The 23,316-nt window shown below is 72.6% G+C and carries 10 protein-coding genes; 3 read left to right on the forward strand and 7 right to left on the reverse strand.

The genetic code is table 11. The features are described 5' to 3' along the window. Positions 1 to 40: 40 nt before the first annotated feature. The gene (locus tag ACVTJA_RS01030) at positions 41 to 1,552 is read right to left on the reverse strand and encodes a GMC family oxidoreductase (RefSeq protein ID WP_465832992.1); all 1,512 of its coding nucleotides are present in this window, start codon (positions 1,550 to 1,552) and stop codon (positions 41 to 43) included. A gap of 145 nt (positions 1,553 to 1,697) precedes the next feature. On the opposite strand from ACVTJA_RS01030, the gene ACVTJA_RS01035 reads away from it, so the two are divergent. Continuing rightward, positions 1,698 to 2,606 (forward strand): alpha/beta hydrolase, encoded by a 909-nt coding sequence (locus tag ACVTJA_RS01035; protein ID WP_465832994.1) that lies wholly within the window; start codon positions 1,698 to 1,700, stop codon positions 2,604 to 2,606. A 93-nt stretch (positions 2,607 to 2,699) separates the two neighbouring features. Here the strand turns inward: ACVTJA_RS01035 and ACVTJA_RS01040 are convergent, their stop codons facing one another. The 3 genes from ACVTJA_RS01040 to ACVTJA_RS01050 all read right to left on the reverse strand — a co-directional run bounded on the left by ACVTJA_RS01040 (position 2,700) and on the right by ACVTJA_RS01050 (position 12,900). Beyond that, complete coding sequence (locus tag ACVTJA_RS01040; RefSeq protein WP_465832996.1) at positions 2,700 to 4,151, reverse strand: reverse transcriptase family protein; 1,452 nt, start codon at positions 4,149 to 4,151, stop codon at positions 2,700 to 2,702. A gap of 404 nt (positions 4,152 to 4,555) precedes the next feature. Then, a complete protein-coding gene (locus ACVTJA_RS01045; protein ID WP_465832998.1) occupies positions 4,556 to 6,394 on the reverse strand; it encodes an SWIM zinc finger family protein in 1,839 nt (612 codons plus the stop codon). After that, positions 6,391 to 12,900, reverse strand: coding sequence for a HEAT repeat domain-containing protein (locus tag ACVTJA_RS01050; protein WP_465833000.1), 6,510 nt, complete (start codon positions 12,898 to 12,900; stop codon positions 6,391 to 6,393). The genes ACVTJA_RS01045 and ACVTJA_RS01050 overlap by 4 nt, the downstream gene beginning before the upstream one ends. A 157-nt stretch (positions 12,901 to 13,057) precedes the next feature. On the opposite strand from ACVTJA_RS01050, the gene ACVTJA_RS01055 reads away from it, so the two are divergent. After that, on the forward strand, positions 13,058 to 17,011 hold the full coding sequence (locus ACVTJA_RS01055) for a hybrid sensor histidine kinase/response regulator (RefSeq protein WP_465840744.1): 3,954 nt from the start codon (positions 13,058 to 13,060) through the stop codon (positions 17,009 to 17,011). A gap of 116 nt (positions 17,012 to 17,127) precedes the next feature. On the opposite strand, the gene ACVTJA_RS01060 is transcribed toward ACVTJA_RS01055, so the two are convergent. From ACVTJA_RS01060 to ACVTJA_RS01070, 3 genes are all read right to left on the reverse strand, one after another. Then, on the reverse strand, positions 17,128 to 17,940 hold the full coding sequence (locus ACVTJA_RS01060; RefSeq protein ID WP_465833002.1) for a GNAT family N-acetyltransferase: 813 nt from the start codon (positions 17,938 to 17,940) through the stop codon (positions 17,128 to 17,130). Between the two features lie 34 nt (positions 17,941 to 17,974). Continuing rightward, positions 17,975 to 18,805: a helix-turn-helix domain-containing protein gene (locus ACVTJA_RS01065; RefSeq protein WP_465833003.1), complete on the reverse strand. Its 831-nt coding sequence runs from the start codon at positions 18,803 to 18,805 to the stop codon at positions 17,975 to 17,977. Positions 18,806 to 18,967: 162 nt separating this feature from the next. Then, a complete protein-coding gene (locus ACVTJA_RS01070) occupies positions 18,968 to 19,990 on the reverse strand; it encodes a lipase family protein (protein WP_465833005.1) in 1,023 nt (340 codons plus the stop codon). Positions 19,991 to 20,269: 279 nt separating this feature from the next. Here ACVTJA_RS01070 and ACVTJA_RS01075 point away from each other — a divergent pair, with 279 nt between their 5' ends. Continuing rightward, positions 20,270 to 23,299, forward strand: a complete 3,030-nt coding sequence (locus ACVTJA_RS01075; protein WP_465833007.1) for a serine/threonine-protein kinase — start codon at positions 20,270 to 20,272, stop codon at positions 23,297 to 23,299. Positions 23,300 to 23,316 lie beyond the last annotated feature (17 nt).

A 23,316-nucleotide genomic window follows, 5' to 3' on the forward strand; every position in this document is an offset into this window, starting at 1 on the left:
GGAGGTCGGGCCCACCGGGTCCGAGCCCTTTCCAAGAAGGTTAGAGACGTCCGGACTTGAGCTCGCCCACCATGTAGTCGCAGGCGCGCACGGTGAGCGCCATCATCGTCAGTGTGGGGTTCTGCGGGCCCTGCGACACGAAGCACGAGCCATCCGTGACGAAGAGGTTGGGCACGTCCCAGCTCTGGTTGTGCGGATTGAGCACGGACGTCTTCGGGTCCGAGCCCATCCGCGCGGTGCCCACCTCGTGGATGGCCATGCCCGGCGTGGAGAGCGTGTCGTTGACCTTCTCCACCGTGAAGCCCGCCTCCTTCATCATCTCCTGGCACGTGGCCACCGCGTCGCTGGCCATCTTCAAGTCGTTGTCCGAGTGCTTGCAGTCGATGTGCGCGGCGGGAATGCCCCAGCGGTCCTTCACGGTGGGGCTCAGCGTCACGCGGTTGTCCGCGCTGGGCACCATCTCGCCGAAGGGGACGAAGTGGCAGCTGTCCTCGAAGGTGAACACCTGCACGCCGTAGCCGCGCGCGAAGTCGCGGGCGGGCTCGGTGACGTTGCGGAACTGGGGAATGTACGCCCAGCTCTGCTCGGTGCGCTGGTGCTCGGCGGGCAGGTTCATGCGCGCCTCGAGGCCGAGCAGGTACGTGTGGTCCATCAGGTTGCGGCCGAGCTGCCCCGACGAGTTGGCGAGCCCATCCGGGAACGCGCTGCTGCGCGAGTGGAGCAACAGGCGCGCGGACTCGATGGTGCCCGCAGCGAGGACGACGATGCGGCCGTGGGCCTCGTACGTCTTGCCGGACTCCGCGTCGACGTAGGCGACACCGCTGACGCGGCCCGTCTTCGCGTCGTAGAGGACCTGGCTCACCACCGCGTGCGTGCGCAGCGTGAGGCGGCCCGTCTTCATGGCCGCGGGCATGGTGACGGGCGCGCTGGCGGTGCGGCGGACGACGACGCGGCGCTCGGGCCAGCGGCGCTCCACGGCGTCCTTCAAGCGCAGCTCCGCCGGGGTCATCTGGATGGGCTCGGCGAAGACGGAGTCGGGCAGGGTGTCCAGCCCGTCCGAGTTGCCGCGAATGCCCATCCACCGCTCCACCGTCTCGTAGTGCGGCGCGAGGTCGGCGAGTGACAGCGGCCAGTCCGGCCCGTGTCCGTCGCGGCTGCCGGCTTTGAAGTTGAAGTCAGACAGCCGGTAGAACTGGCGGCCGTGCGCCTTCACCGAGGTGCGTCCGCCCACCTGCCGCGCGCGAATCCAGGTGAAGGGCTGGTCGTTCGGCGTGGTGTAGGGATTGTCCAGGTCATCCACGAAGGCGTGCGGATGGAAGGGCCACGCGAAGGTGGTGGACTGGATGGGCTGGCGCTCCTTGCGGCGCTCATCCGTCTCGGTGCGGTAGCGCAGCACCTTCTGGCGGAGCCGGTGCCACGTCCAGAGCATCTTGTCCGCGCTCTCGCTCCGGCCCGCTTCGAGGACGAGGACGCGGAGCCCCGCCTCCGTCAGTTGCTTGGCTGCCCAGCCACCACACGCGCCCGAGCCCACCACCACCGCATCGAAGTTCATTCTGGACGAGGTCACAGCATCCCTGTTGCTACAGGACCGGGGGCGGTCCTGAGAATGTGACCCGAGTGTAAGCTGAACTCCTTCGAACGTGAGTGCCCGGTGCTGAGCGGACAAGCGGCCGGGCGCTGTTCCGCAGAGGACAGACATGAAGTGGCGGTGGCTGGTGGGTGGAATCCTGGCGCTGGGGTTGGCCGGGACCCTGGCTGTGTTTGGCCGGGCATGGCGGCACTCGGAGGCGTACTTCCACTACGAGAAGCCGAAGGCCGTGAAGCCAGCGGATTTCTCGGATGCTCAGGATGTCATGCTGGTGACGGCGGACGGGCTGGTGCTGCGGGGCTGGTATGTGCCCTCGCGCAACCGCGCTGCTGTCGTCATGGCACATGGGTTGTCACAGACTCGCGCGGACCTGTTGCCGGAGGCTCGCATCCTGAAGGACGCGGGCTATGGCGTGCTGCTCTTCGACCTACGCGCGCATGGCGAGAGCGAGGGCGCGACGTCCACGTGGGGTGACAAGGAGCGGATGGACGTGCGGGCCGCGCTGGACTTCGTGCGGGCGCAGCCGGATGTGGACCCGCAGAGGGTCGGGGCGCTCGGCTTCTCGATTGGTTCCGCGGCGGTGGCGGAGGTGGCGGCGAGAGATTCGGGCGTGCGCGCGGTGGTGCTGCTGTCACCGTTCAACACGCTGTGGCTGGCGGCGGCGTATGACTTCCGCCGCTTCGGCTTCGTGTCTCAGTCCGGCGCGCTGATGCCGTTCTGGCGGCGGGACATCGCCATCGACGAGGTGCGGACGATTGACGCGGTGGAGCACATCCGCCCGAGGCCGCTGCTCATCGTGATGGGGACGGAGGAGTCCGGACAGCCGCTCGCGGATGAGCTGTTCGCGAAGGTCCGTGAGTACGCGCAGACGTGGCGAATCCAGGGCGCGGGACACGGAGGGTTCGCCACCGTGGAGCCCAAGGAGTACCCGCGCCGGCTGCGGGCGTTCATGGACGCGGCGTTGCTGCCGAAGGAGGAAGCCGCTCCGAAGGCACCCGAGGCTCCGGCGACTCCTTGAGGGTCGTGCTGCCGGAGGGCGGCGGCAGCTCCAACGACTCCCGAGGCTCCGGCGATGCCCTGCGCGCCCCGCCGCCTCGGGTGCGGCACGTGGCTACGCCGCCGGGGCCTGCTCCTTCGCCTCCAGCTTCGCGAGCTGCGCCATGAAGGCACGGCCCTTCGCCGGGTCCGTCATGTGGATGAAGGCGGCCATGCCCTTGAGCTGGTCCAGCGTCTCACCCTCGCGGCTCGGCTTGCCCTTCTCGCGGTTGTGGATGGCCGCGCGCAGCCGGCGCACCACGTCTCGAGGGACTCGCGCCGCGGGCTTGCCCTCCGCCACCTCGTTCACCACCAACCCCGTCACGCGCTGACGCGTGCCCCGGCGCGCCACGCGCGTCTTGTCCGGGTGCAGGCGGAAGCCCTCGCTCTCGACGATGGACTGCACGCGCGCCAGCAGCACCGCCACCGGCGGACGCTGCGTCCGCTTCGCCTTGGGCTGCTTCGCCTTCGTCCAGGAGAACGTCAGGTCATCCGCGTAGCGCGTGTACGTGAAGCCCAGCCGCTTCGAGAGCGCCGACAGCCGCTTGTCCAGGCGCAGGCACAGCGCATTGGTGATTCCCGGCGACGTGGGCGCGCCCTGTGGCAGCGAGCGCGGGCCCTTCGCCACGTAGAGCAGCTTGTTGCGGAACTGCACCGCCTCGCGAGGGGCCTCGGTGGCCATCAGCGACAGCAGCGTGGCGGTGTTCTCCTGCAGGCCGCCCTTGCGCAACATGCCCTTCACCCGCCGCCACGTCACGGAGGGGAAGAAGTCCTTCAGGTCCACCTTCACCACCACGTCCGCGCCCGCGTGGGCCAGCGCGTTGGTGAGGATGGAGCGCCCCGCGATGAAGCCGTGCGCCGCGCCGTGCACCGGCAGCCGCTCCACCACATTGGAGAGCACCCAGCGCTGCGCTTCCTTCAGCTCCGGCTTGGGAGACGTAATCGTCCGCGAGCCGCCGTCGCGCTTCGGAATCTTCCAGCTGATGTAGTGCGTGCCCGTGTCCACCTCGCGGTGGAACGCGAACCAGCGCAGCTTGGACACGCTCAGCCCCAGCGCCTTCGCCAGCGCCTCCGCCGAGCCGATTTCCGGCAGGCCGTTCGCCTTCGCGCGCTCCTCGCGGGCCGCGATGTCGAACTTGTCCGCGCCGCCGTCCTCCTCCCAGTGCACGCCCGCGCCGAGGTGGCTGACGTGGGTGGCCTTCCAGGCCTCGTGGGCCTGGCGCTCCAGGGCGCGGCGCTCGGTGGCCTCGGCCTTCTTCTTCTCCTTCCAGGCGTTCTTCTCCTTCTCGGAGGCGCGGGAGAAGTCGATGTCGCCCACGGCGAGCCCGCGCGAGACGAGCTGCCCCTGCACCCAGGAGTCGGCGCCGCCGGCCTCTTCAATCGCCTTGGCGCAGGCGAGCAGCGCCTCGTGGGCGGCGCGGCGGGCCTCGCGCTGGGAGACGACGTTGGCGGCGGGGGCCTGAGGCGTGGGAGTGGAAACGGCCTGGGGCGACGCTGCGGGGACGAACGACTCCAGCCTGGCGGTCATGTCAGCACCTTGGGCGGGGGCGACGGCATGGGACGGGACGTGGCGCGAGCAGTCGAGGGAGGCCGGGAAAGCACCACCATCTTACCTGGGGCACGGTAGCCTCACCGGCTCTCCCCTCCTAGGCACTGCGCCCGGGGTGGGTAAACGGCGTTCGCGTCGTTGGCTCAGCTACCCACCCCGGGCGCAGTGCCTAGGAGGGAGAGAGCCAAGAACAGGCTACCTTGCGGAGAGTGTCCTGCATTCCAACCGGAGCGGCGCAACGCCGCTCCCGCGCTCGAGGCGCTCAGGCTGATGCACTCCAGACCTCTCTCGGCTGCTCGCGCGTGAAGCGCATCTCGTCGTCGGTTCCGTCGCTCCAGTCCTGCCGGCCACCTTTCGAGGCGGCCGGGCCGTGAGTTGAGGGTTTACACCAAGGCGGAGGCGGCGTCGATGTAGCCTTCAGCCGCCAACTTCTCCAGGCGCGAGAAATAGGCCCCCCGCGCCTCCGCATCCGAGTCGAACCAGAGCCGCTGATGACGCGACTCGCCGGTGCGGGGGCCCCATTCCACCGCCACCACCTGCCCGTCCAGGGACACGCGGTACACGGTTTCGAGGCCACTTTCCGCGTCTCGGCGCACGTAGGAGCGCGTCTCGGCGCGGATGAGCTTGCGGCCCTCGGGCGTCTGACGCAGTGCCTCCTCCTCGGCGCGGCGGCGCGAGTACGCGAGGCGCAGCGCGAGCAGGTGCTCGCAGGGGCCCTCGCGCACGCCGGAGCGGCGGTGGTGGGGGCAGCCGCAGTTGGCCTCGCGCAGGCGGCCCTCCACGTCCAGCATGAAGCTGGGGAAGAAGCTGCGCACGGCCTCGCGGTCCACGACTTCGCCGTGGATGCGGGTGCCCTCGCCGACGACTTCGTGCACCTTGGTGAGCTTCACCTCGCCCGCGCCTTCGAGCAGGCGGTGGGCACGGGCCTCGCGCTCGCTGCCGTAGCGGATGACGGCCTCGTCCACCGGGGTGGGCATCAGCTCGCGGGGGCGGTACTCGTTCCGGGCCACGTCGTAGAGGACGCGGCCGCGCAGGCACTCCAGTTGGAGCGCGGCGCGCACGGACTCTTTCGGAGCCCCGGCGTTCGCGACGAGCGTCTCGAAGGACAGCGGCCCTTCCGCGCGCAGGCGGTTGCGCAGCTTCTCCGCGAGCCCGTCCGGCACCGCGCGGGGCATGAGGGCGTCGAAGGCGGCGGCCGAGGACCAGCCGCTCTCCGTCCAGCCCGTGAGGCCGAGCGTCAGCGTGGCCGCGCCCATGTCGATGACCCAGAACACCGGCAGGCCGGGGCCGAGGAGCTGCACCCGCACCGACTGCGCATGGGGCAGCAGGCGCGCGAGCGCGGCGAGGCGCTGGCGGCCGAAGGTGCGCACCACCGCGGGAGCGCTGCCCGTGTACGTGCCGCCGTGGGCCTCCAGCACCAGCTCCCACGGCTCCAGCACCAGGCGGGGCGGGGCGCCGGGGACGAGCTCGAAGCGCAGCGCGCGCGGGGCCTTCTTCGCCTTGCGGGTGCGCAGCGCGAAGAGGAGGTTGTAGAGGTCCACCGGCGCGAGCTTGCAGGTGCTCGCGGGCAGCGTGGCGGCGGACTGCACCTGGAGGAAGCCGCGCAGCCAGGCGTGCGGTACCTCCACGTTGCGCGGCTCGCGAGCGGGCTGCGACGGGCGCGCGGGCAGGGCGACGTGGGCCTCCAGCGACACGGGCACGTAGGTGCGCAGCCGGTCGAGCCGCGCGGGCAATTCCGCCGGCACGTCCAGGAAGGTGGAGCCGTGCGCCGCCTCGCGGTTGTCGAAGAGGGCGTTGTCGAAGGACAGGCGCGCGTAGGCGCTCTCGTCGCGGGAGAAGACCTCGAGCGACACGCTGTCCGGGTCCACGGTGAGGACGGGGTCCAGGACGGCGTCCTTCTTCTCCTCGCCCTCCAGCGCGTTGTCGAGGAAGGCCTTCTGCGCCTCCCAGATTTGCGCGCTGGCTCGCTTCCCCTGCTTCATGAGGTACGCGAGGTACGCGGTGCGGTCCTTGCCCCGGTAGCGCAAGTCGCTGGCGAGGATGCCGAACGTCGCGGCGAGCGCGTCGCGGAAGAGGGCGGCGTCACGGACGCGGCCGCGCACGCCCACGGTGCCGCGCGAGCCCTCCAGGGAGAGCAGCACGCGCGAGGCGTCCGGCGTGGCCTCCACGTCGCTCGCGGTGGCGTAGCGCAGCTCGACGGGATGACGGGTGGCGGTCGTCACGACGGAGTCCCTTCCTTCCGGACGCGCTCGGCGGCGCGGCGTGCACGTTTGTGGGCGCGCCAGGCGGCCTTGCGCAGCTCCACGGGTTGCGAGTTGTCGAAGGCGGCGTCGTGCAGCAGCTTCGCCGCGTCGTCACCGCCCACCCGGCCCAGCGCGGCCCAGGCGTCCTTCTTCACATCGGCATTGCCGCTCCGGGCCAGCGCCAGCAGCGGCTCCACCGTCTTCGCGCCCAGCAGCGCGGGCACGGTGAGGCGGCGGCCCTCGGAGGTGGTGAGCACGTCCGGCGCGGGCTTCACACCCGTGGGCCCCAGGGCCACCGGGTCGAAGGGCTTCACCTCCAGCGCCCACGGGGTGGCGCGCTCGGGGGCCAGCTTCGCCAGCGCGTCCGCCGCCGCCGCGCGCACGCGGGCGTCCGGGTCGCTCAGCGCCGCACGGAGGGCCTCCGCCGCGGCGCCGCGCTCCTTGTCGGAGAGGACGGGCGCGGAGCTCATCGAGCCGCCCGGCGTACCCAGCCGTCCGAGGGCGCGCGCGGCCTCCTGACGGACGAGCGCGGGGGCCTGGCCCTCGCCACCCTGGAGGATGGTGCGCGCGGAGTCGAAGAGGGCGGCGGCACCCAGGCGGGAGGCGGCCCACAGCAGGCGCTCCCACGCGGCGGCCAGGGCGTTGCGCTTGGGCGCGGGCGCGGCGGCCCACTCGGTGGCGGTGCGGCGCTCGGCCGTCACCAGCGCGCGGGCCAGCGCGGGCACGTCCACCTTGCCCGGCTCGCGCGCCTCGCCCGTCCACGTGCCCACCAGGGACGCGGCCTCCTCGCGGGCCTCCGGCTTGTCGTTGCCGAGCAGCGCCACCGCCTCGGGGACGGGCAGGGCGCCGCGCCGGGCAAGTCCGCGACGCAGCCGCAGCCGCAGGCCCACGTTGGAGAGCGTCGCCAGCCGGGGCACCAGCAGCGCCGGGTCTCCCTCGTCGGAGAGGTAAGCGGCGGCGGGCTCGGAGATGTCCACGTAGCGGCTGGCCACGGCGTGGAACTCCACCCGCGTGCGCTCCTTCGGGAAGAGCGCGTCGAGTGCCTTGCGCGCCTCCTTGCGCACGTCCTGCTCGGAGGCGTCCAGCGCGAGGGCGAGGGCGGTCTCCGCCTCCGGGTCCTTGAGCTTCGCCAGCTCCTGCGCCGCCGTGGTGCGGACGTAAACGAACGTGGACGGGTCGCCGAGCAGCGCCTCCAGCTTCACGCGGGCGCGCTCGCCGCCGATGGCGCGCAGGCCCCGGATGCCGGCCTGCTGCAGGTCGATGCTGACGCCCTCGACGGCGGCGGCCTCCACCTTCTCCTCGACGCGGCGGCGGTCGTCCCCGTCCGGCAGCTTCGCGGCGAGGCGGCCCAGGCCCTCAATCGCGGCGACCACCATGGAGGGCTCGGTCGGAGCCTCCGGCGTGCCGCCCGCGGCCACCGTCTCCAGCTCGGAGAGGGCGCGCACGTCGCCCAGCGTGCCCAGGGCGAGCAGGGCGCGCTCGCGCTGTCCGTCCTCACCCGCGCGGGCGTAGAGGAGCAGCGGGCGCAGCGCGCTGGCGCGGCCCTGGTGCGCCACGCCTTCCGCGGCGGGCAGCATCAGCTCGCGGGCGCCGCCGCGCAGAATCTCCTCGAGCGGCTCCACGCTGGCGCCGTGCTCGATGACGCGCTTCGCGTAGCGGGCCACCGCCTCCGCGCGCACGTTGACGTCGCGGTCCGCGAAGAGTCCCACGAGGACTTCGGACTGGCCGGACTCGTCGCCGTACTCCAGTTCCTTCACGGCGGCCTGCCGCACCGCCGCGTCCTGGCTCTTCACCGCCTGCTTCAGGAAGCGCACGGCCAGCGCCGCGTCGCGCTTCTTCACGTCCCGGCCGGCGACGTGCATCGCGGCGGTGACGCAGGCGCCGCGCACGGCGGGGGACTCGTCCTCCAGGCAGCGGCGGGCGAGCACGTCCAGTGCCTCCGCGCGCTTCGTGTCGCCGAGCGCCACCACCAGGCGCTGCCGCTCGTTCGCATCCGGAGCGGCCTGGAGCCGCGCGGCCAGGGTGCTGACGGCGGCGGGCGTGGCCAGCCGGGCCAGGGCCTCCACCGCGCGCTTCGCGGCGGCCGCGTTCTCCGAGCGCAGGAAGGTGGCGAGCACCTCCACCGCGCGGTCGTCTCCGCGCCACGCCAGGAGCTCCGAGGCGCGCATGCGCAGGTCCTCGTGCTCGCTGGCCATGGCCCGGCCCAGCGCCTCGGTGACGCGCGAGTCGTTGGCGCCGGCCAGCCGCTCAATCACGCCCACGCGCAGGTCGGCGTGCTCGCTGCCCAGCGCGGCCAGCAGCGGCTCCAGGCTGCCGGGCGGGCTGAGCTTCTCCAGCAGCTCGAAGGCGTAGCGGCGCACGTCCGGCAGCGGCGAGTTGAGCGCGGCGGTGATGCGCGGCTTCGCGGCGTCTCCGCGCTCCGTCAGCTCGTCCAGCGCGGCGCGGGCCACGTCCGGAGCCAGCGAGGCCAGCGCGAGCGCCAGCGGCTCGTCGCTGCCGGCGGGGAACAGCTCCTTGAGCCCCGCCAGCGCCGCCTTGCGCACGAGCTGGTGCGGGTCCTCCAGGGCGCGCAGCAGGGCGGCCACGGCGGCGGGCGTGCCGGCGTAGCCCTCCAGCGTGAGCTTCACCACGCGGTCCACGGCGTCGCGGCGCACGCGGTGGCCCTCGTCGTCGCCCGCGGACACCTGCCGCAAGAGGCCCACGTAGGCGCCGAAGGCGAGCCGGCGCAGGTGCTGCCGCTCGGCGCTCGTTGCCGCCTCGGGGGACGTCTCCGGCGTGCCCGGCTTCACCGCCGAGAAGAGGCGCCGCAGCCAGCTCTTCGCCGGAGCGGCCTGCACGGGCGACGCGCCAGGCGCCGTCTCCGGCTTCCAGGGGGCCTCCAGCGTGCGCGGGCGGGCCACCTTCTGCGCCTCGCGGAAGTAGTCGAGCGGCTTGTTGCGCAGCAGCAGCACCTGGGCCGCCGCGTAGCGCTGCTCGGGCTGGTCGCTGGAGAGGGCCTCGGCGAGTCCCACCATGCGCTTGGCGCGGTCCTCCTCGGCGGGCCATTCCTTCATGTCACCGGCCTTCTCCGGGCGCGGCGGCAGCAGGGCCTCCACCAGGTGGGCGCGGTACGCGTCGGCCTCCGTGCGCAGCTCCAGCGCGCGGGCCGCGGCGTAGCGCACTTCCGGCCTTCCACTGGAGAGGGCGCTGGTGAGCAGGTCGGGCGGCTCGCCCCGGCGGCTGGCGCGCAAGTCCCGCGCGAGGACGATGGCGAACACCATCTCCTGCACCTCGCGGGCGCGGTCCTCCAGGCCGTGCAGCAGGCCACCGTCCCCGTCCGGGCCCAGGGCCGCGAAGGAGAGGATGGCGCCGAGCCGAATCGGCAGGTGGTCGTGGCGCAGGTTGCCGGTGAGGACGGGCAGCGCGCGCACATCACCCAGGCGCGAGAGGCCGTCCGCCGCCCACGAGCGCACCGCCACGTTGGCGTGCCCCAGCGCGTCCAGCAGGTAGCCCTCGTCGCCCCGGCGGCTCGCGGTGGCGAGGCCCCGGGCGCCCTGCTCCTGGATGTCGCCGAGGTCGTGCGGCAGCAGCACGGTGGCGAAGAAGCTCAGCAGCCGCCGCGAGCCCAGCGACGCCAGCGCGCGCGAGGCGCGGATGCGCAGCGGATTCAGGAACGCGGGCGGGTAGAGGCGCTCCAGGTCCTTGTCGGTAATCAGGAGCCGCATCGGCTCGATGATGTCCTCGGCGCCGCGCGGGGCCAGCAGCTCCGCGGCGCGCACGCGCACGTAGAGCGAGGCCGCGGCGATACCCGCCAGCAGCGGGCCGTTCTCGTTCGGCACCAGCTTGTCGAGCGCCTCCAGCGCGGCGACGGCGACCTCGACGTTCTCGTCCTGCACCAGCTTCAGCAGCGGCGAGCGCAGCGTCTCCGCCGGAGCGTTGACGGAGCCCTTCGCGCCGGCGATGCGCAGCGAGGCGTGCGTGGACGCGAGCGCCGCGAGGTGCGGCTCCGGCTTCTCCTTGCCGGCCTGCTTCACCCACGCGTCGTACGCGGCGGTGGCCACGCCCGCGTCGCGGTCCTCCACCACCTTGCGCAGGCGCTCCAGTGCCCAGCCCTCGGTGCCGCGCTGGGAGAGCACCTCCACCGCGCGGCCGCGCAGGTCCGGGAATCGGCCGGTCAGCGCGCGGTCCAGCGCCTTCTCCGGCACCTTCTCGTTCCACGCCCACAGCGTGCGGAAGGCCTCGCCGCGCACCTTGGCGGACTCGTCCTCCAGCGCGTCTCCGAGCAGCGGCTCCGCGCCCTTCGTCGCCGCGCCCAGCTTCACCAGCCGGTCGAGCCCGCGCACGCGCACGTCCTCGTGGCCCGAGCGCAGCGCGGCCTCGGCGGAGGACAGCGGCGCGTCCGAGTCCAGCGCCACCACCGCGTCCAGCGCGGCGGCGCGCACGTCCGCGTCCGAGTCGTCCAGCATCCACACCAGCCGCTCTCGGGCGCGCGGGTCCTGCAGCGCCTGCAGCGCGGTGGCGGCCTGACGGCGGATGGGAGACTCGGGCTCGCGGGAGAGCTGCAGCAGCGCGCCCAGCGCCCGCGCGTCCCCGAGCTGCGCGAGGCCGCGAGCCCCACGCACCGCCGTGTCCGGCGTGCGGCAGGCCATGGCGGCGAGCAGCGGCTCCAGGTCCGCCTCGACGAGCGTGCCACCGACGGCGCCCTGCGCGGGCAGCGCGTCGCGAGCGGCCTGCACCTCCGCGTCGGTGAGCTGCGTGTTGGGCGCGGCGCCCTGGACCTTGCGAGTGCGCTGGGCCAGCCGGCGGGCCACGTCGCGCGTCGCACGGGCGAAGTCCTCGTCGCGCGACTCCAGCGCGGAGGCCAGGGCGCGGCGCTCCAGCACGCGCACCGTGAAGGCCACGCGGCGCACGTCCGAGTCCGCGTCATCCAGCGCGCGAGCGGCCAGCGGCTGGAGCTGCGCATGGCTCAGCAGCCCGGCCCCGGCGGCGCGGATGAGCACCTCCACCTTCAGGTGCGCGGGGCCACGCTCGAAGGCGGTGCGCAGTGGCTCGGTGCTGCCGCCCGGAGTGACTTCGACGAGGGCATCCAGCGCGGCCAGCCCCACGGCGGCCTCGCCGTCCGCGAGCTTCCCGGCGATGAGCCCCGGCACCAGCGGAGACACGCCACCCAGCTTCGCCAGCCGCTCCAGGCCCGCCACGCGGATGTCCGCGAAGCGCGAGTCCAGCGCGGCGCGCGGAGCGCCCAGGGGCGACTCGGTCTCCAGCTTCTCGAGCGCCTCCAGCGCCGCGCGGCGCACCATGGGGTGGTCGTCATTCAGGCGCTCGCGCAGCTTCGGGCGCGCGGCGGTGCGGCCCTTCGCCGCCAGCTCCTGCGCGGCCAGCCGGCGCACCTCGGCGTCCTTGTCGGACGTGAGCACCTGGAGGACGAAGTCCAGCGCCTCGGGCTCCTCCAGCGCGGCGGCCTCGCGAACGGAGGCCTCGCGCTTGGGACGGCCGGCCTTGAGGGACTCCGTCAGCAGGTCGAAGCCGTGCTGGAACGTCACCTGGTCGTCCGCGGGCTTGCCGTCCAGCGCGACGCCGAAGCGGTGCGTGCGGCGGTCCTCGCCGGCCGCGAACACGCCGCCCAGCGTCGCCTTCGCCTGCCGCCCCTGCGCCGCCATGAAGGCCAGCGCGTTCACCGGCTTGCTGCCCAAATCCAACGTGCGCGGCTTGCGGCGCTCGTCCAGGCGCCACGCCTTCACCTTGCCGTCGCTGCCGGCGGACCAGATGCGGTCCGCGGGCTCTTCGCCTCCGGGCTCGGCGGCGGGCGTGGGCGGGAAGAGGAGCGCGAGCACGGAGCCGGCATGGCCGGAGTCCTTGTCGCCGCGCACCTCGAACTCCACCGCGCCGACGAGGTACCAGATGCGCAGCTTCCCATCGTCTCCACCGGAGACGAGCCGTCCGTCACGCGGAGTGAAGGCGAGCGCACGCACCGCGCCCTCGTGGCCGGGCATGTCGCGCCGGGCGCCGGTGGCCACGGTGAAGGAGCGCACCACGCCGTCATCGCCGCCGCACGCCACGTACGTGCCGGACGGGTCCACCGCCACGGCGCGCAGGGGCTGGGGCGAGGCCTTCCACTCATGCACCTTGCGCGTGGACTCCCAGTCCCAGGCGCGCACCGTGCCGTCCGCGCCGGCGCTGAAGAGCAGCTTCCCGTCCGCGCTGGACGCGAGCGCGGTGGCGCCGCCGGGGTGGACGCCGTGCAGGGCGAACTGCACCTTCCCGTCGGAGAGGGTGCCGAAGTGCACGGTGCCGTCGGAGCCGGCGGCGGCCCAGCGGTCGCCTGCGAGGGCGAGGGCGGACACCGCGGAGGGCAGCTCGGTGCTCCACAGCACCTTGGAGGCGCCGGGCTCACAGGCGGTGACGCGGCTGACGGTGGAGGCGCGGGCGCCGCCCAGGAGCAGCAGGCGGGCGTTGGCCGCGAGCGCACGGACCTTCTCGATGTTGCCGATGGCGAGGACGGACATGACGCTCCTTGCGGGGGGACCTTCTTAACACTCCCCGCGTGAGCCGTGGGGCCTCGAGTCCACGTCTTCCACGCTCACGGAGAGTCCGGGGGCGGAAGGCCACCCCCGGATTGAGGTAGGCTTTCCCTGCTTCTCCGTGGGGGCCTACTTCTTGTTCGTGCAACTCCGGTCGATGGTGACGACGCGTCACCTCACGGCGCTCGCCGTGCTCACGGTGCTCCTGGCGGGGTCGTCCCGGGCGCAGGAGTCCGACGTTCCCCTCTCTGGCGCGCTGCATCGCGTCTGGGGCCTGGATGACGGGCTGCCGCAGAGCTCCGCGCTCGCGCTGGCCCAGTCGCCCGACGGGCACCTCTTCGTCGGCACCCAGGAGGGACTGGCCCGCTTCGACGGCCGCACCTGGACGGTGATGGACCAGGCCGCCGGGATGCCGTGCGAGGAGGTCATGTCCCTCGCCATGCTGCCGGACGGGACGCTCTGGGTGGGCACCGGCGGCTGCGGGCTGGTGCGCCTCCCCAAGGGAATCCTCTCCAAGGAGGACATGACCGTCCTGCCCACCCGGCCGGGGATGGGGGGAGATCGCATCTCCGTCCTGGAGCGCACGAAGGACGGGACGCTGTGGGTGGGCACGGACCATGGCCTCGCGCGGCTGGAGCCGGACCTGCCGCTCACCTTCGTGCCGGGGCTGGGGACCCTGGAAATCAGCTCGCTGGCGCCCTCGGACTCCGGAGTGTGGGTGGGCACCCGCACCTCCGGGCTGTGGCACGTGCGCGGGAGCACCGCCGAGCGCGTCACCCCGCCCGGCCCGCTGGACCACGTGACGGCGCTCGCCGTGGACGCCGACGGCATGCTGTGGGTGGGCACGCATGCCAATGGCCTGTGGCGCCGCTCCTCCGATGGAGAGCTGGAGCCCGGCCCGTCCGAGGTGCCGCCCCGCGTCACCGCCCTGCGCGTGGCGCGTCATGGCGGCCTCTGGGTGGGCACGGAGACGGCGGGCTTCGGGCGCCTGAAGCGCGGGAAGTACACGTCGGCGCAGGGCATCGCTCCCAACGCGGGCGTGGTGGCCTTCCTCGAGGACAGCGAGGGCAGCCTCTGGGTGGGCACCTTCTCCACCGCCCTCCATCAGCTCCGCCGCCCGGAGCTGGATGTCGTGGGCATGCCCGAGGGGCTCGCCGACGACTTCATCTGGAGCGTGTACGCGGACCGCGAGGGCGCGGTGTGGATTGGCACCGGCGGCATGCTGCACCGGTGGAAGGACGGCAACGTCACCCGCTATGGCCCGGCGGACGGGCTGCCGGGGGGGCGCATCTACGACATGGTGCAGGACCGCGAGGGCGCGCTGTGGCTCGCCACCAACCTGGGCGCGGCCCGCTTCCACGAGGGCCGCTTCGAGCTGCTCACCATGAAGGACGGCCTGCCCAGCGACAGCGTCCAGTCCCTCTTCCAGGACCGCGAGGGCGCGCTGTGGCTCGGCACGCGCAACGGGTTGGTGCGGCGCTTCGACGGACAGCAGCGCGTCTTCACCACGAAGGACGGGCTGTCCAAGGACCTCATCACCAACATGCTCGAGGCGCCCGGGGGCGGGCTGTGGCTGGGCTCGGGAGGAGGGTTGGACTTCCTCGACGAGAAGCTCACCGTGCGCAAGGAGGGCCCGGAGCGGGAGCTGGCGGGGCGGGACGTCAGCGGCCTGGTGCTGGACGCCAACGAGCCGTCCACGCTGTGGGCGGCCACCGATGACGGGCTGGCGCGGGTGACTCGCGACGGCGTGAAGGTGGTGCGCGGGGGAGATGGGCTGCTCATCAACAACCTGCTGTCCGTGGCGGATGACCACCGCGGCCACCTGTGGATGGGCAGCAACCGCGGCCTCTACCGCGTGCCCAAGAGCGAGCTGCGGGACTTCTTCGCCGGACGCGCCACGCGCGTCCACGCGGTGACGTATGGGCGCTCGGAGGGGATGCGCAGCATCGAGTGCAACAGCTACTCGAATGCCTCCGCGGTGCGCACCGTCAATGGAGAGCTGTGGTTCCCCACCGTGGCGGGCGCGGTGCGCGTGCCCGCCTCCGCCGAGCCCCGGCCGCGCATTCCCCCGCCGCTGAACGTCACCGAGGTGATGTCGCGCGGGCAGGCGGTGGATTTGGAGAAGGGCCTGCCGCCGGGCGTGTCCGACGTGGAGCTGCACTGGGCGGCGCTCACCTTCGTGGCGCCGGAGAAGGTGCGCTACCGCTACTGGCTGGAGGGCGTGGACCCGGGCTGGGTGGAGGCTGGGGACAGGTGCGTGGCGTACTACACGAACCTGCCTCCGGGGGAGTACCGCTTCCGCGTGCAGGCGGAGGCCGCGGACCGGCGCTGGGGGCCGGTGGAGACGGGCGTGCTGCTGCACCGTCCCGCGCGCTTCTTCGAGGCGCCGGGCTTCCTCGTCACGCTGGGACTCGCATTGGTGGGCGGAGGCCTGGGCACGTACCGCTGGCGCGTGGGCCGGCTGCGCGCGCGGGCGAAGGAGCTCAGCGAGCGCGTGGAGGAGCGCACGAAGGAGTTGGCCACCGCCAACGCGGAGCTGAAGACGGCGCTGGACACGTCCGCCGAGGGCGAGCGCAGCCTGCGGTTGCTCATCGACCGGCTGCCAATTGCCCTCACCGTGTACCAGGAGGACCGCGCGGTGTACGCCAACCGCGCGTCGCTGGACCTGCTGGGCTACAAGCGCCTGGAGGACAGCATCGGCCACTCCGTCTTCGACCACCTGCCGAAGGAGGAGCATCAGGAGTGGGCGGAGCGGATGCTCGCGGTGCGCCAGGGCGCGATTCTCCCCGAGCGCCTGGCGCGGGTGCAGCGCAAGGATGGCACGGTGGCGCTGGCGGAGGTCTGCGGCGTGGTGCTGCGCTTCGGCGGGCGCCCGGCGGTGGTGTCCGTGGCGCGCGACGTGACGGAGGCTCGGCGCATGGAGGAGCGCGTGCGCCTGTCGGACCGCATGTCCGGCGTGGGCACGCTGGCGGCCGGCGTGGCGCACGAAATCAACAACCCGCTGTCCTACGTCATCGGCAATCAGCAGTTCGTGCTGGAGCGGCTGGAGCCGCTGCTGGGCGAGACGAAGGGCGACACCGTGACGATGCCGGTGCGCACGCTGCAGGGCCTGGCGGAGGCGCTGCGCGACGCGAGCGAGGGTGCGGGCCGGGTGCGCCACATCGTGCGCGACTTGAAGACGTTCAGCCGGGGCGACGAGGAGTCCACGCGCCCGCTCGACGTGCGGCCGGTGCTGGAGAGCGCGCTGTCCATCTGCCTCAACGAGGTGCGCCACCGGGCGCGCGTGCGGAAGGAATTGGGCAACGTGCCGCCGGTGGTGGCCAACGAGGCGCGGCTGGGACAGGTGTTCCTCAACCTGCTGGTGAACGCCGCGCAGGCGATTCCGGACGGGCAGGCGGAGCGCAACGAGATTGTCCTCTCCACCTTCACGGACCCGCAGGGGCGCGCGGTGGTGGAGGTGGCGGACACGGGCAGCGGGATTGCGCCGGAGCACCTGGCGCGCGTCTTCGACCCGTTCTTCACCACGAAGCCGGTGGGTGTGGGCACGGGGCTGGGGCTGTCCATCTGCCACGGCATCGTCAGCGTGCTCGGGGGAGACATCCAGGTGGAGAGCCAGGTGGGGAAGGGCACGCGCTTCCGCGTGGTGCTCCCCGCCGCGCCGCCGGATGCCGGGGTGGAGACGCCCGAGACGCGGGCGCTGGAGCGGATTACGTCGGCGAAGAAGAAGGCGCGGCTCCTGGTCGTGGACGACGAGCCGCTGGTGGCGCGCGGCGTGGCGCGGCTGCTGGCGAACGAGTTCGCGGCGGAGAGCACGTCGAGCGCCCAGGCGGCGCTGGAGCGCCTGAAGCACGGCGAGCGGTTCGATTTGATGCTTTGCGACGTGATGATGCCGGAGATGAGCGGCGAGGCCTTCTACCAGCGGCTCGCGGAGGTGGCGCCGGACCAGCGCGAGCGCGTGGTGTTCATCACCGGTGGCGCCTTCACGCCGGAGTCCCGCGCGTTCCTGGAGAGCCTGCCCCCGGGGCGGTGCCTGCTCAAGCCGCTGGCCGCGGACGTGCTGCGGGCCCTGGTGCGGGAGCAGCTCGCGCGGGCGTGAGGGGTTCGTGCGTCAGCAGTGTTCCGTGCCGAGGAAGAAGCTCCGGGGCGCTTCCCCGGTGACGGCGCGGAGCTCGCGGTCGAAGTGCGACGAGACGAGGTAGCCCCTGAAGCGCCTCAGCGGCTGTCGGAGGAGTCACGCACCATGACGGCCTTGGGGTAGGCGATGACGAACCCCATGCGCTCCATGTTCCGTTGCGACGGGCTGGCCGGCAGGGTGCTGCTCGCCGCCAGCGTGCACCCCTGACGGGCGGCCCAATCCAGCCGCGCGCCAATCAGCGCCTGCTGGAGCCCCCGGCCCCGGAAGCGCTCTCGCACTCCCGCACCCGACAGCGTCGCCACGTCCTCTTGCAGGGACACGGTGCCACCTCCAGCGGGCTCGCCGTCGATGAAGGCCAGGAAGCAGCCGGTATCGGGCAGGGTCGTCATGGGCAGCATGAGCGCGGCCTCCGCGTCCGAAAGTTCCTCGCGTCCCATGAAGGCACGGGCCACGGTGCGCGCGAAGGCCTGGGCCTCGTCCGGGTGGATGGGGCGCACCTCCGCTCCGCCTGTCTCGGGCGTGGGGCCGGGCAGCGCACGCACGAGCACCTGCTGGAACTCATGCACGCGGTAGCGCCGCCGGCTCAGCTCCTGGGCGAGCGTGGGGTCGGAGAAGGGCAGCAGCTCGATTTGGACGGGACCGCCTTCGCGGCCGAGATGGGACTCGACCTGGTCCAATACCTCGGCGCTGACCGGGCCATCCAATCCGAGCGCGAGGGCCTGGGTGAGGGGAGAGCCGGGGCCATTGAACAGGGCGAGCCCTCCGGCGACTTCGAGGACGCCTTCAGGCGGGGTGCCGCCGCGGTTCTGGGCGGCCTGGGCGAGCTCCACGCGCCGGGCGAGCTGGAGGTCCACGACGACGGGGCGGGTTGACGAAGGATGCGACGGCATGGCGCGCAAGCTCGCCCGGGACGGACGCCCGCGTCTATCGGGTTCCTGCCGCATCTGTCGTGAACTTGCGCTCCGGCAGGCGTCGCTCGGCCTGGCGGAAGCGGGCGGGCGTGAGGGCGAAACGCGCGCGAAACAGCGCCGTGAAGTGGCTCTGGTTGGCGAAGCCGGCGGCCTGTGCCACCTCTCCCAGAGGCAGCGAGGTGGTGGCGAGCAGGTGCCGTGCCCGCTCCAACCGTCGAGACACCACGAACTGGTGCGGAGTGGTCCCCGTCGCCCGCTTGAAGCTCCGGGCGAAGTGGGAGGGGCTCAGTCCGAGGACCGCCGCGACGTCTTCGAGCCCCAATGGGCCGTCGAGGTTCGCCTCCACGAAGTCGTGGACACGGCGCACCTGCCACGTCGCGAGCCCTGCCGTCTTTCCACCCTCGCCGGTTCGCTGCCCGTCCAACCGAAGCAGGCGCATCCCGAGCAGCGCGGACAGCGAGTCCACCTCCATCCTCGATGGAACCACTCCCTCGCGCAGCGCCTCGCCGGAGGCGCGCAGGAGCTCCCGGAGCACCGGGTCTCTCAGCCGCGCGGGGCCCACGTCACGCAGCGCCACGCCCATGGCGGGCTCACCGGAGAGCGCCGCGAGCCGTTCCGGGTGCAGGAAGAAGGACACGACCTGCGCGTCCTTCGCCCAGGAGAAGGCGTGCGGCTGGTCGGAGGCGACGACGCACACCTCTTCGCGCGTGAGCCGCAGGTGCACCTCGCGCCCGGTGAGACGCCAGCTTCCTCGAAGCGGCCGGCTCGCGAGTGGGACGAGGAGCTGCAGCGCGGGGTGCCGATGCTCCAGCACATCCGTCTGCGCGTGCTGGTAGAGGGCCACCCCAGCCCCCTGCCATGTCACCGATGCCGTGGCCACCGGGTCCCTGCGAGTTGCTCGCTCCATGCGGCGATAACAGGCCATAGGAAGCTGCTGCCGCCAAGCCCCTGGGGCGGCCCATCAGGCCCGGGGGCTGATGCCTCGAGCCCGTCGGGAGCACCTCGGTCAGCTTGCCTTCTTCACCACCACGTTCGACTGCGCGGACGAGTACCCGGACTGCAGTTGCTGTGCGTAGGGCAGGTAGTTCTCGGCCAGGGAGTGGTTGCTCGCGACGCTCCCGAGCTGCGCGCAGTAGCTCAGTGTGTTCGAGAAGACCTGGTTGTAGTCCAGGGCCAACGTGCCGAGCTGCAGCACGGGCAACGGCAGCGTGGGGATGACGTCCGCCATGTTCGCGATGTGGAAGTTGTTGGGCACCTGCTTCTGGAAGTTCGTCACGAACTGGGTCGGGCTGCTGAAGAGTCCGCCAGAGACGCGCGGGCACGCGAAGCTGTAGAGGGAGAGCCCGTCCGCGCTGATGAGCTTGGAGCTGTTGACCGCCACGTCCATCGCGCACAGCACCGACAGCGCGGCGCCCAGGCTGTGGCCCGTCACGTAGAGCGGCAGCGCGGTGCTCTTGGCGTTGTTGTACAGGCTCGTCATCGCCGCCTGGACCTGCGCCGCGATGGAGCCCGTGGGACGCAGGTTGTTGCTGGTGGGCGTGGTGCCTCCGGTGCCCAGGGTGTAGGCGCCGTAGAAGCCGCCGTGCACGTGGCCCGTGCTCGAGTCGACCGTGTCGAGCGCGAAGGACACCGGTATCACGTTGGCGTCGCTGAACCACTCCGCCCACGACAGCGTGCCCCGGAGCGCGATGATGTTGAAGGCGGGCGTGCCGCCCTGGCTCGCCTGGAGCGCGAAGCCGTACGGGACGGTGGCGAAGGCGCCGGGGCCCTCGGAGGCGGCACCCGGGCCCATCGCCTCGACGCCCGTGAAGGACGCGACCAGCGAGTACGTGTAGCCCGACATCGCCGTCAGCGCGGAGGCAATCTGCGTACTCGTGAGCGCCGTCCCCTGCGCGTATTGCGTGTACGTCAGTCCGCAGCACTGCGCGAGCAGCAGCGCCGCGGTGGCGTCGAAGCCCGAGGGGAACGTCTGGGTGACGGTGGAGGACGGCTGCGTCAGCGTGTTGAAGGCGAACGAGGGAGGCGACATGGGCATGCTCCGAGAGGGCTCGGCCTTCGAGAGAAGCCCGAGCGGGGATGCGGCGTGCTTGAGCAACCCCCATGCCGCCATGGGGCTCCTCTGAGGCCACGCGCTCCAGCGTCATGAGGTTCCTCGGCGACACACCGCCGACGTGTCGGCCCCGCGCGGCGTCACGTCGTCCGACACAGCGCCCTCGCGTCCGGCGCAACGTGGGGCCGTCCTCCGTCGACAATGCCAGGAGGGGGCCCCTTTCGGAGCCTGCGGGGGCCCCGGGGTAGGATGGCCCCGATGACCTCGAGCTCGCGGGATACTCAGGAAACGGAGCAGGGCCTCTCGGATGCGGGAGGCTTCGGCACCGGCCGCTCCGAGAGCAGCGGACATGCCTCCGAGGACGGTCATCCCCCGGCGGCCGGCTACGGCACGGGAGGCCGGGACGACGGCACGCACACGGAGGGCGGCACGCCGCTGCACCACACGCGCGTGGGCCGGTACGTGCTCCTGTCTCGCCTGGGGCGCGGCGGCATGGGCGAGGTCTTCGAGGCCTTCGACCCGGAGCTCCGCCGCACCGTGGCCATCAAGGTGCTCCACGAGCGCCAGCTGCCCGGCGAGTCCCGCGACACGCGCGCGCTGCGGCTGATGCGCGAGGCACAGGCCATGGCCCGCCTGTCCCATCCCAACGTGCTCACCGTGCACGACGTGGGCACGCATGATGGGCGCGTCTTCCTCGCCATGGCGAAGGTGGACGGCGGCAACCTCCGTCAGTGGCTGAAGAAGTCACAGCGCCCGTTCCGACAGGTGTTGCCCATCTGTGTCGCCATGGGGCGAGGGCTCGCCGCCGCGCATGCGGCCGGGCTGGTGCACCGCGACTTCAAGCCGGACAACGTGCTGCTCGGCACCGAGGGCGGCGTCTGGGTGACGGACTTCGGCATCGCCCGCGAGAGCGACGCGTCCGACGAGCCCACCGTGCCCGTGCCGGACGCGCTGCCACCCGGCGAGGACGCGCCCCTCACCGTCACCGGTGCCATGGTGGGCACGCCCGCGTACATGGCTCCGGAGCAGTACGCGGGACGGCCCGCGGATGCGCGCTCGGACCAGTTCAGCTACTGCGTCTCCGTGTACGAGGTGCTCACCGGCCAGCGTCCCTTCGAGGAGAACACGCTGCGGCGCATGGCCGTCACGCTGCTCGATACGGCGCGCGCGAAGGAGGGCGCCGTCGTCGCCGAGCGTCCCGACCTCGCGCCTCCGCCGCACGCTCATGTGCCCGGCTGGGTGCACCGCATCCTGGTGCGTGGCCTCTCGGTATCTCCCGAGGCGCGCTTCCCCTCCATGGATGCGCTGCTGGACGCACTGGGCAAGGACCCGTCCGCCGCGCGCCGTAAGTGGCTGGGCGGTGCGGCGGTGCTGCTCGGTGGTGTGGTGCTGGCGGCCGGCGTCGCGGTGACAGTGTCGAAGCCGCAGGCGCAGCCGTGCGCCGGTGCTCCCGAGCTCTTCGCGCACGTGTGGGGGCCCTCGCAGCGGACGGCGGTGGAGAAGGCCTTCGTCGGCAGCGGCGCGCCGGGCGCGGAGGCGGTCTTCATGCGGGTGGCAAAGGCGCTGGAGGCGTACGGCACGCAGTGGAGCACCATGCACCAGCAAGCGTGCGAGGCCACGCGCGTCAGCGGCGCGCAGCCCGAGGCGCACCTCGCGTTGCGCATGGCATGCCTGGACCGGCGCCTGCGAGCCGTGGACGCGCTCACCGCGGAGTTGTCGCGCGCGGATGCGGACCTGGTGAAGCGCGGCAGCGAGGCGGTGGATGCGCTGCGAGGCGTATCCGGCTGCGCCAACGTGGAGGCGCTGGCCGCGCCGGTGCCGCTCGCGGAGGACCCTGCGCTGCGCACGAAGGTGGACGCGGTGCGCGGCGATTTGGCGAAGGCGCAGGCGCTGCTGGACGCGGGGCGCTACCAGCAGGCGCTCCCGGCCGCGAAGGCCGTCGCGGACGCGGCGCGCGCGCTGGGCTACCGCCCGCTGGAGGCGGAGGCCCTGCACGTCCTCGGCTGGGCGCACCAGCGGCTGAGCCACACCGAGGAGTCCATGAGCGCGTGGGCGGACGCCATGGCCGCCGCGACGGCGGGCCGTCACGATGAAGTCGCGGTGCTCGCGGCCACGGACCTGGTGGGCGGCCTCAGTGACGACCGCGACTGGTTCTCCGAGGCGCACCTGTGGGCGCGGCTGGCGCACTCACTGCTGGAGCGCATGGGCGGCTCGCCCGAACTGGAGGGCCGGCTGGCGAACCACGAGGGCATCCTCGCCTTCCGCGAGAGCAACTACGACCAGGCGGCGACGCACTACACGCGCGCGCTGGCGCTGCGGGAGCGCGTGCTGGGCCCCACGCATGTGGACACCGCGAAGGTGCTCAACAACCTGGGCATGGTGCGCATGCGCCAGGGGCACTTCGACGAGGCGACGCCGCTCTTCCAACGCGCGCTGGCCATCGTGGAGGAGCGGTTGGGGCCTCAGCATGCGCAGCTCGCGTCCACGCTCGCCAACCTGGGCATCGCCGCGAAGGAGCAGGGCCGCTACGCGGAGGCGCTCCAGTGGATGGAGCGTGCGTACGCGCTGCGCCGTGACACGCTGGGCCCGGACAACCGGCAGACGCTGCTGATGCTCAACGACCTGGCCACTGTCCATGAATTGAAGGGCGAGCCGGACAAGGCGCTCGCGCTCCATGGCCAGGCGCTGGAGGGAATGCGCCGCGCCTTCGGTCCGGAGAGTCTGGAGGCCATCGAGGCGCTGCGAGCGCTCGCCGACGCGGAGGAGCGGCTGGAGCGCGAGGACGCGGCCCTGTCGCACTACCAGGAGGGGCTGGCGCTCCAGCGCAAGGTGCTTCCGCCGGAGGACATGGCGCTGCGCACGATGGAGGAGGACGTGGGGCGCTTGATGCTGCTGCACCGCAAGCGTCCTCGCGAGGCCCTGCCGATTCTGAACGCCGCGCTCGCGCGCAAGGTGAGCACGCTGGGCGCGGAGCATGCCGCCACCGTGCATCCACGCACGGGCGTGGGCCTGGCGCTGCTGGCGCTGAACAAGCCCGACCGTGCGCTGAAGGAGCTGGAGGAAGCCGAGCGCGTGCTGGCGCCGCTGGGGTGGAGCGACGCGGAGTCCTCGTGGCTGCGCTTCGCGCTCGCGCAGGCGCTGTGGCAGGCGAAGCCGTCGGAGCGTGAGCGCGCGATGACGCTGGCCCGCCAGGCGGTGGAGGGCTATGCGCAGCTCGGCGTGTACGGCCGGAAGGATTTGGACGAGGCCCGCCGCTGGGTGGCCTCGCATGAAATCGCGAAGCGGTAGGCTCGCGTGATGGAACT

Source organism: Pyxidicoccus sp. M6 (genome assembly GCF_055568925.1).

What these genes read in the sequence shown, in the direction of transcription:
- ACVTJA_RS01030 (WP_465832992.1), bottom strand. Translation starts at nt 1,552, where the DNA reads ATGAACTTCGATGCGGTGGTGGTGGGCTCGGGCGCGTGTGGTGGCTGG.
- ACVTJA_RS01035 (WP_465832994.1), top strand. Translation starts at nt 1,698, where the DNA reads ATGAAGTGGCGGTGGCTGGTGGGTGGAATCCTGGCGCTGGGGTTGGCC.
- ACVTJA_RS01040 (WP_465832996.1), bottom strand. Translation starts at nt 4,151, where the DNA reads ATGACCGCCAGGCTGGAGTCGTTCGTCCCCGCAGCGTCGCCCCAGGCC.
- ACVTJA_RS01050 (WP_465833000.1), bottom strand. Translation starts at nt 12,900, where the DNA reads ATGTCCGTCCTCGCCATCGGCAACATCGAGAAGGTCCGTGCGCTCGCG.
- ACVTJA_RS01060 (WP_465833002.1), bottom strand. Translation starts at nt 17,940, where the DNA reads ATGCCGTCGCATCCTTCGTCAACCCGCCCCGTCGTCGTGGACCTCCAG.
- ACVTJA_RS01070 (WP_465833005.1), bottom strand. Translation starts at nt 19,990, where the DNA reads ATGTCGCCTCCCTCGTTCGCCTTCAACACGCTGACGCAGCCGTCCTCC.
- ACVTJA_RS01075 (WP_465833007.1), top strand. Translation starts at nt 20,270, where the DNA reads ATGACCTCGAGCTCGCGGGATACTCAGGAAACGGAGCAGGGCCTCTCG.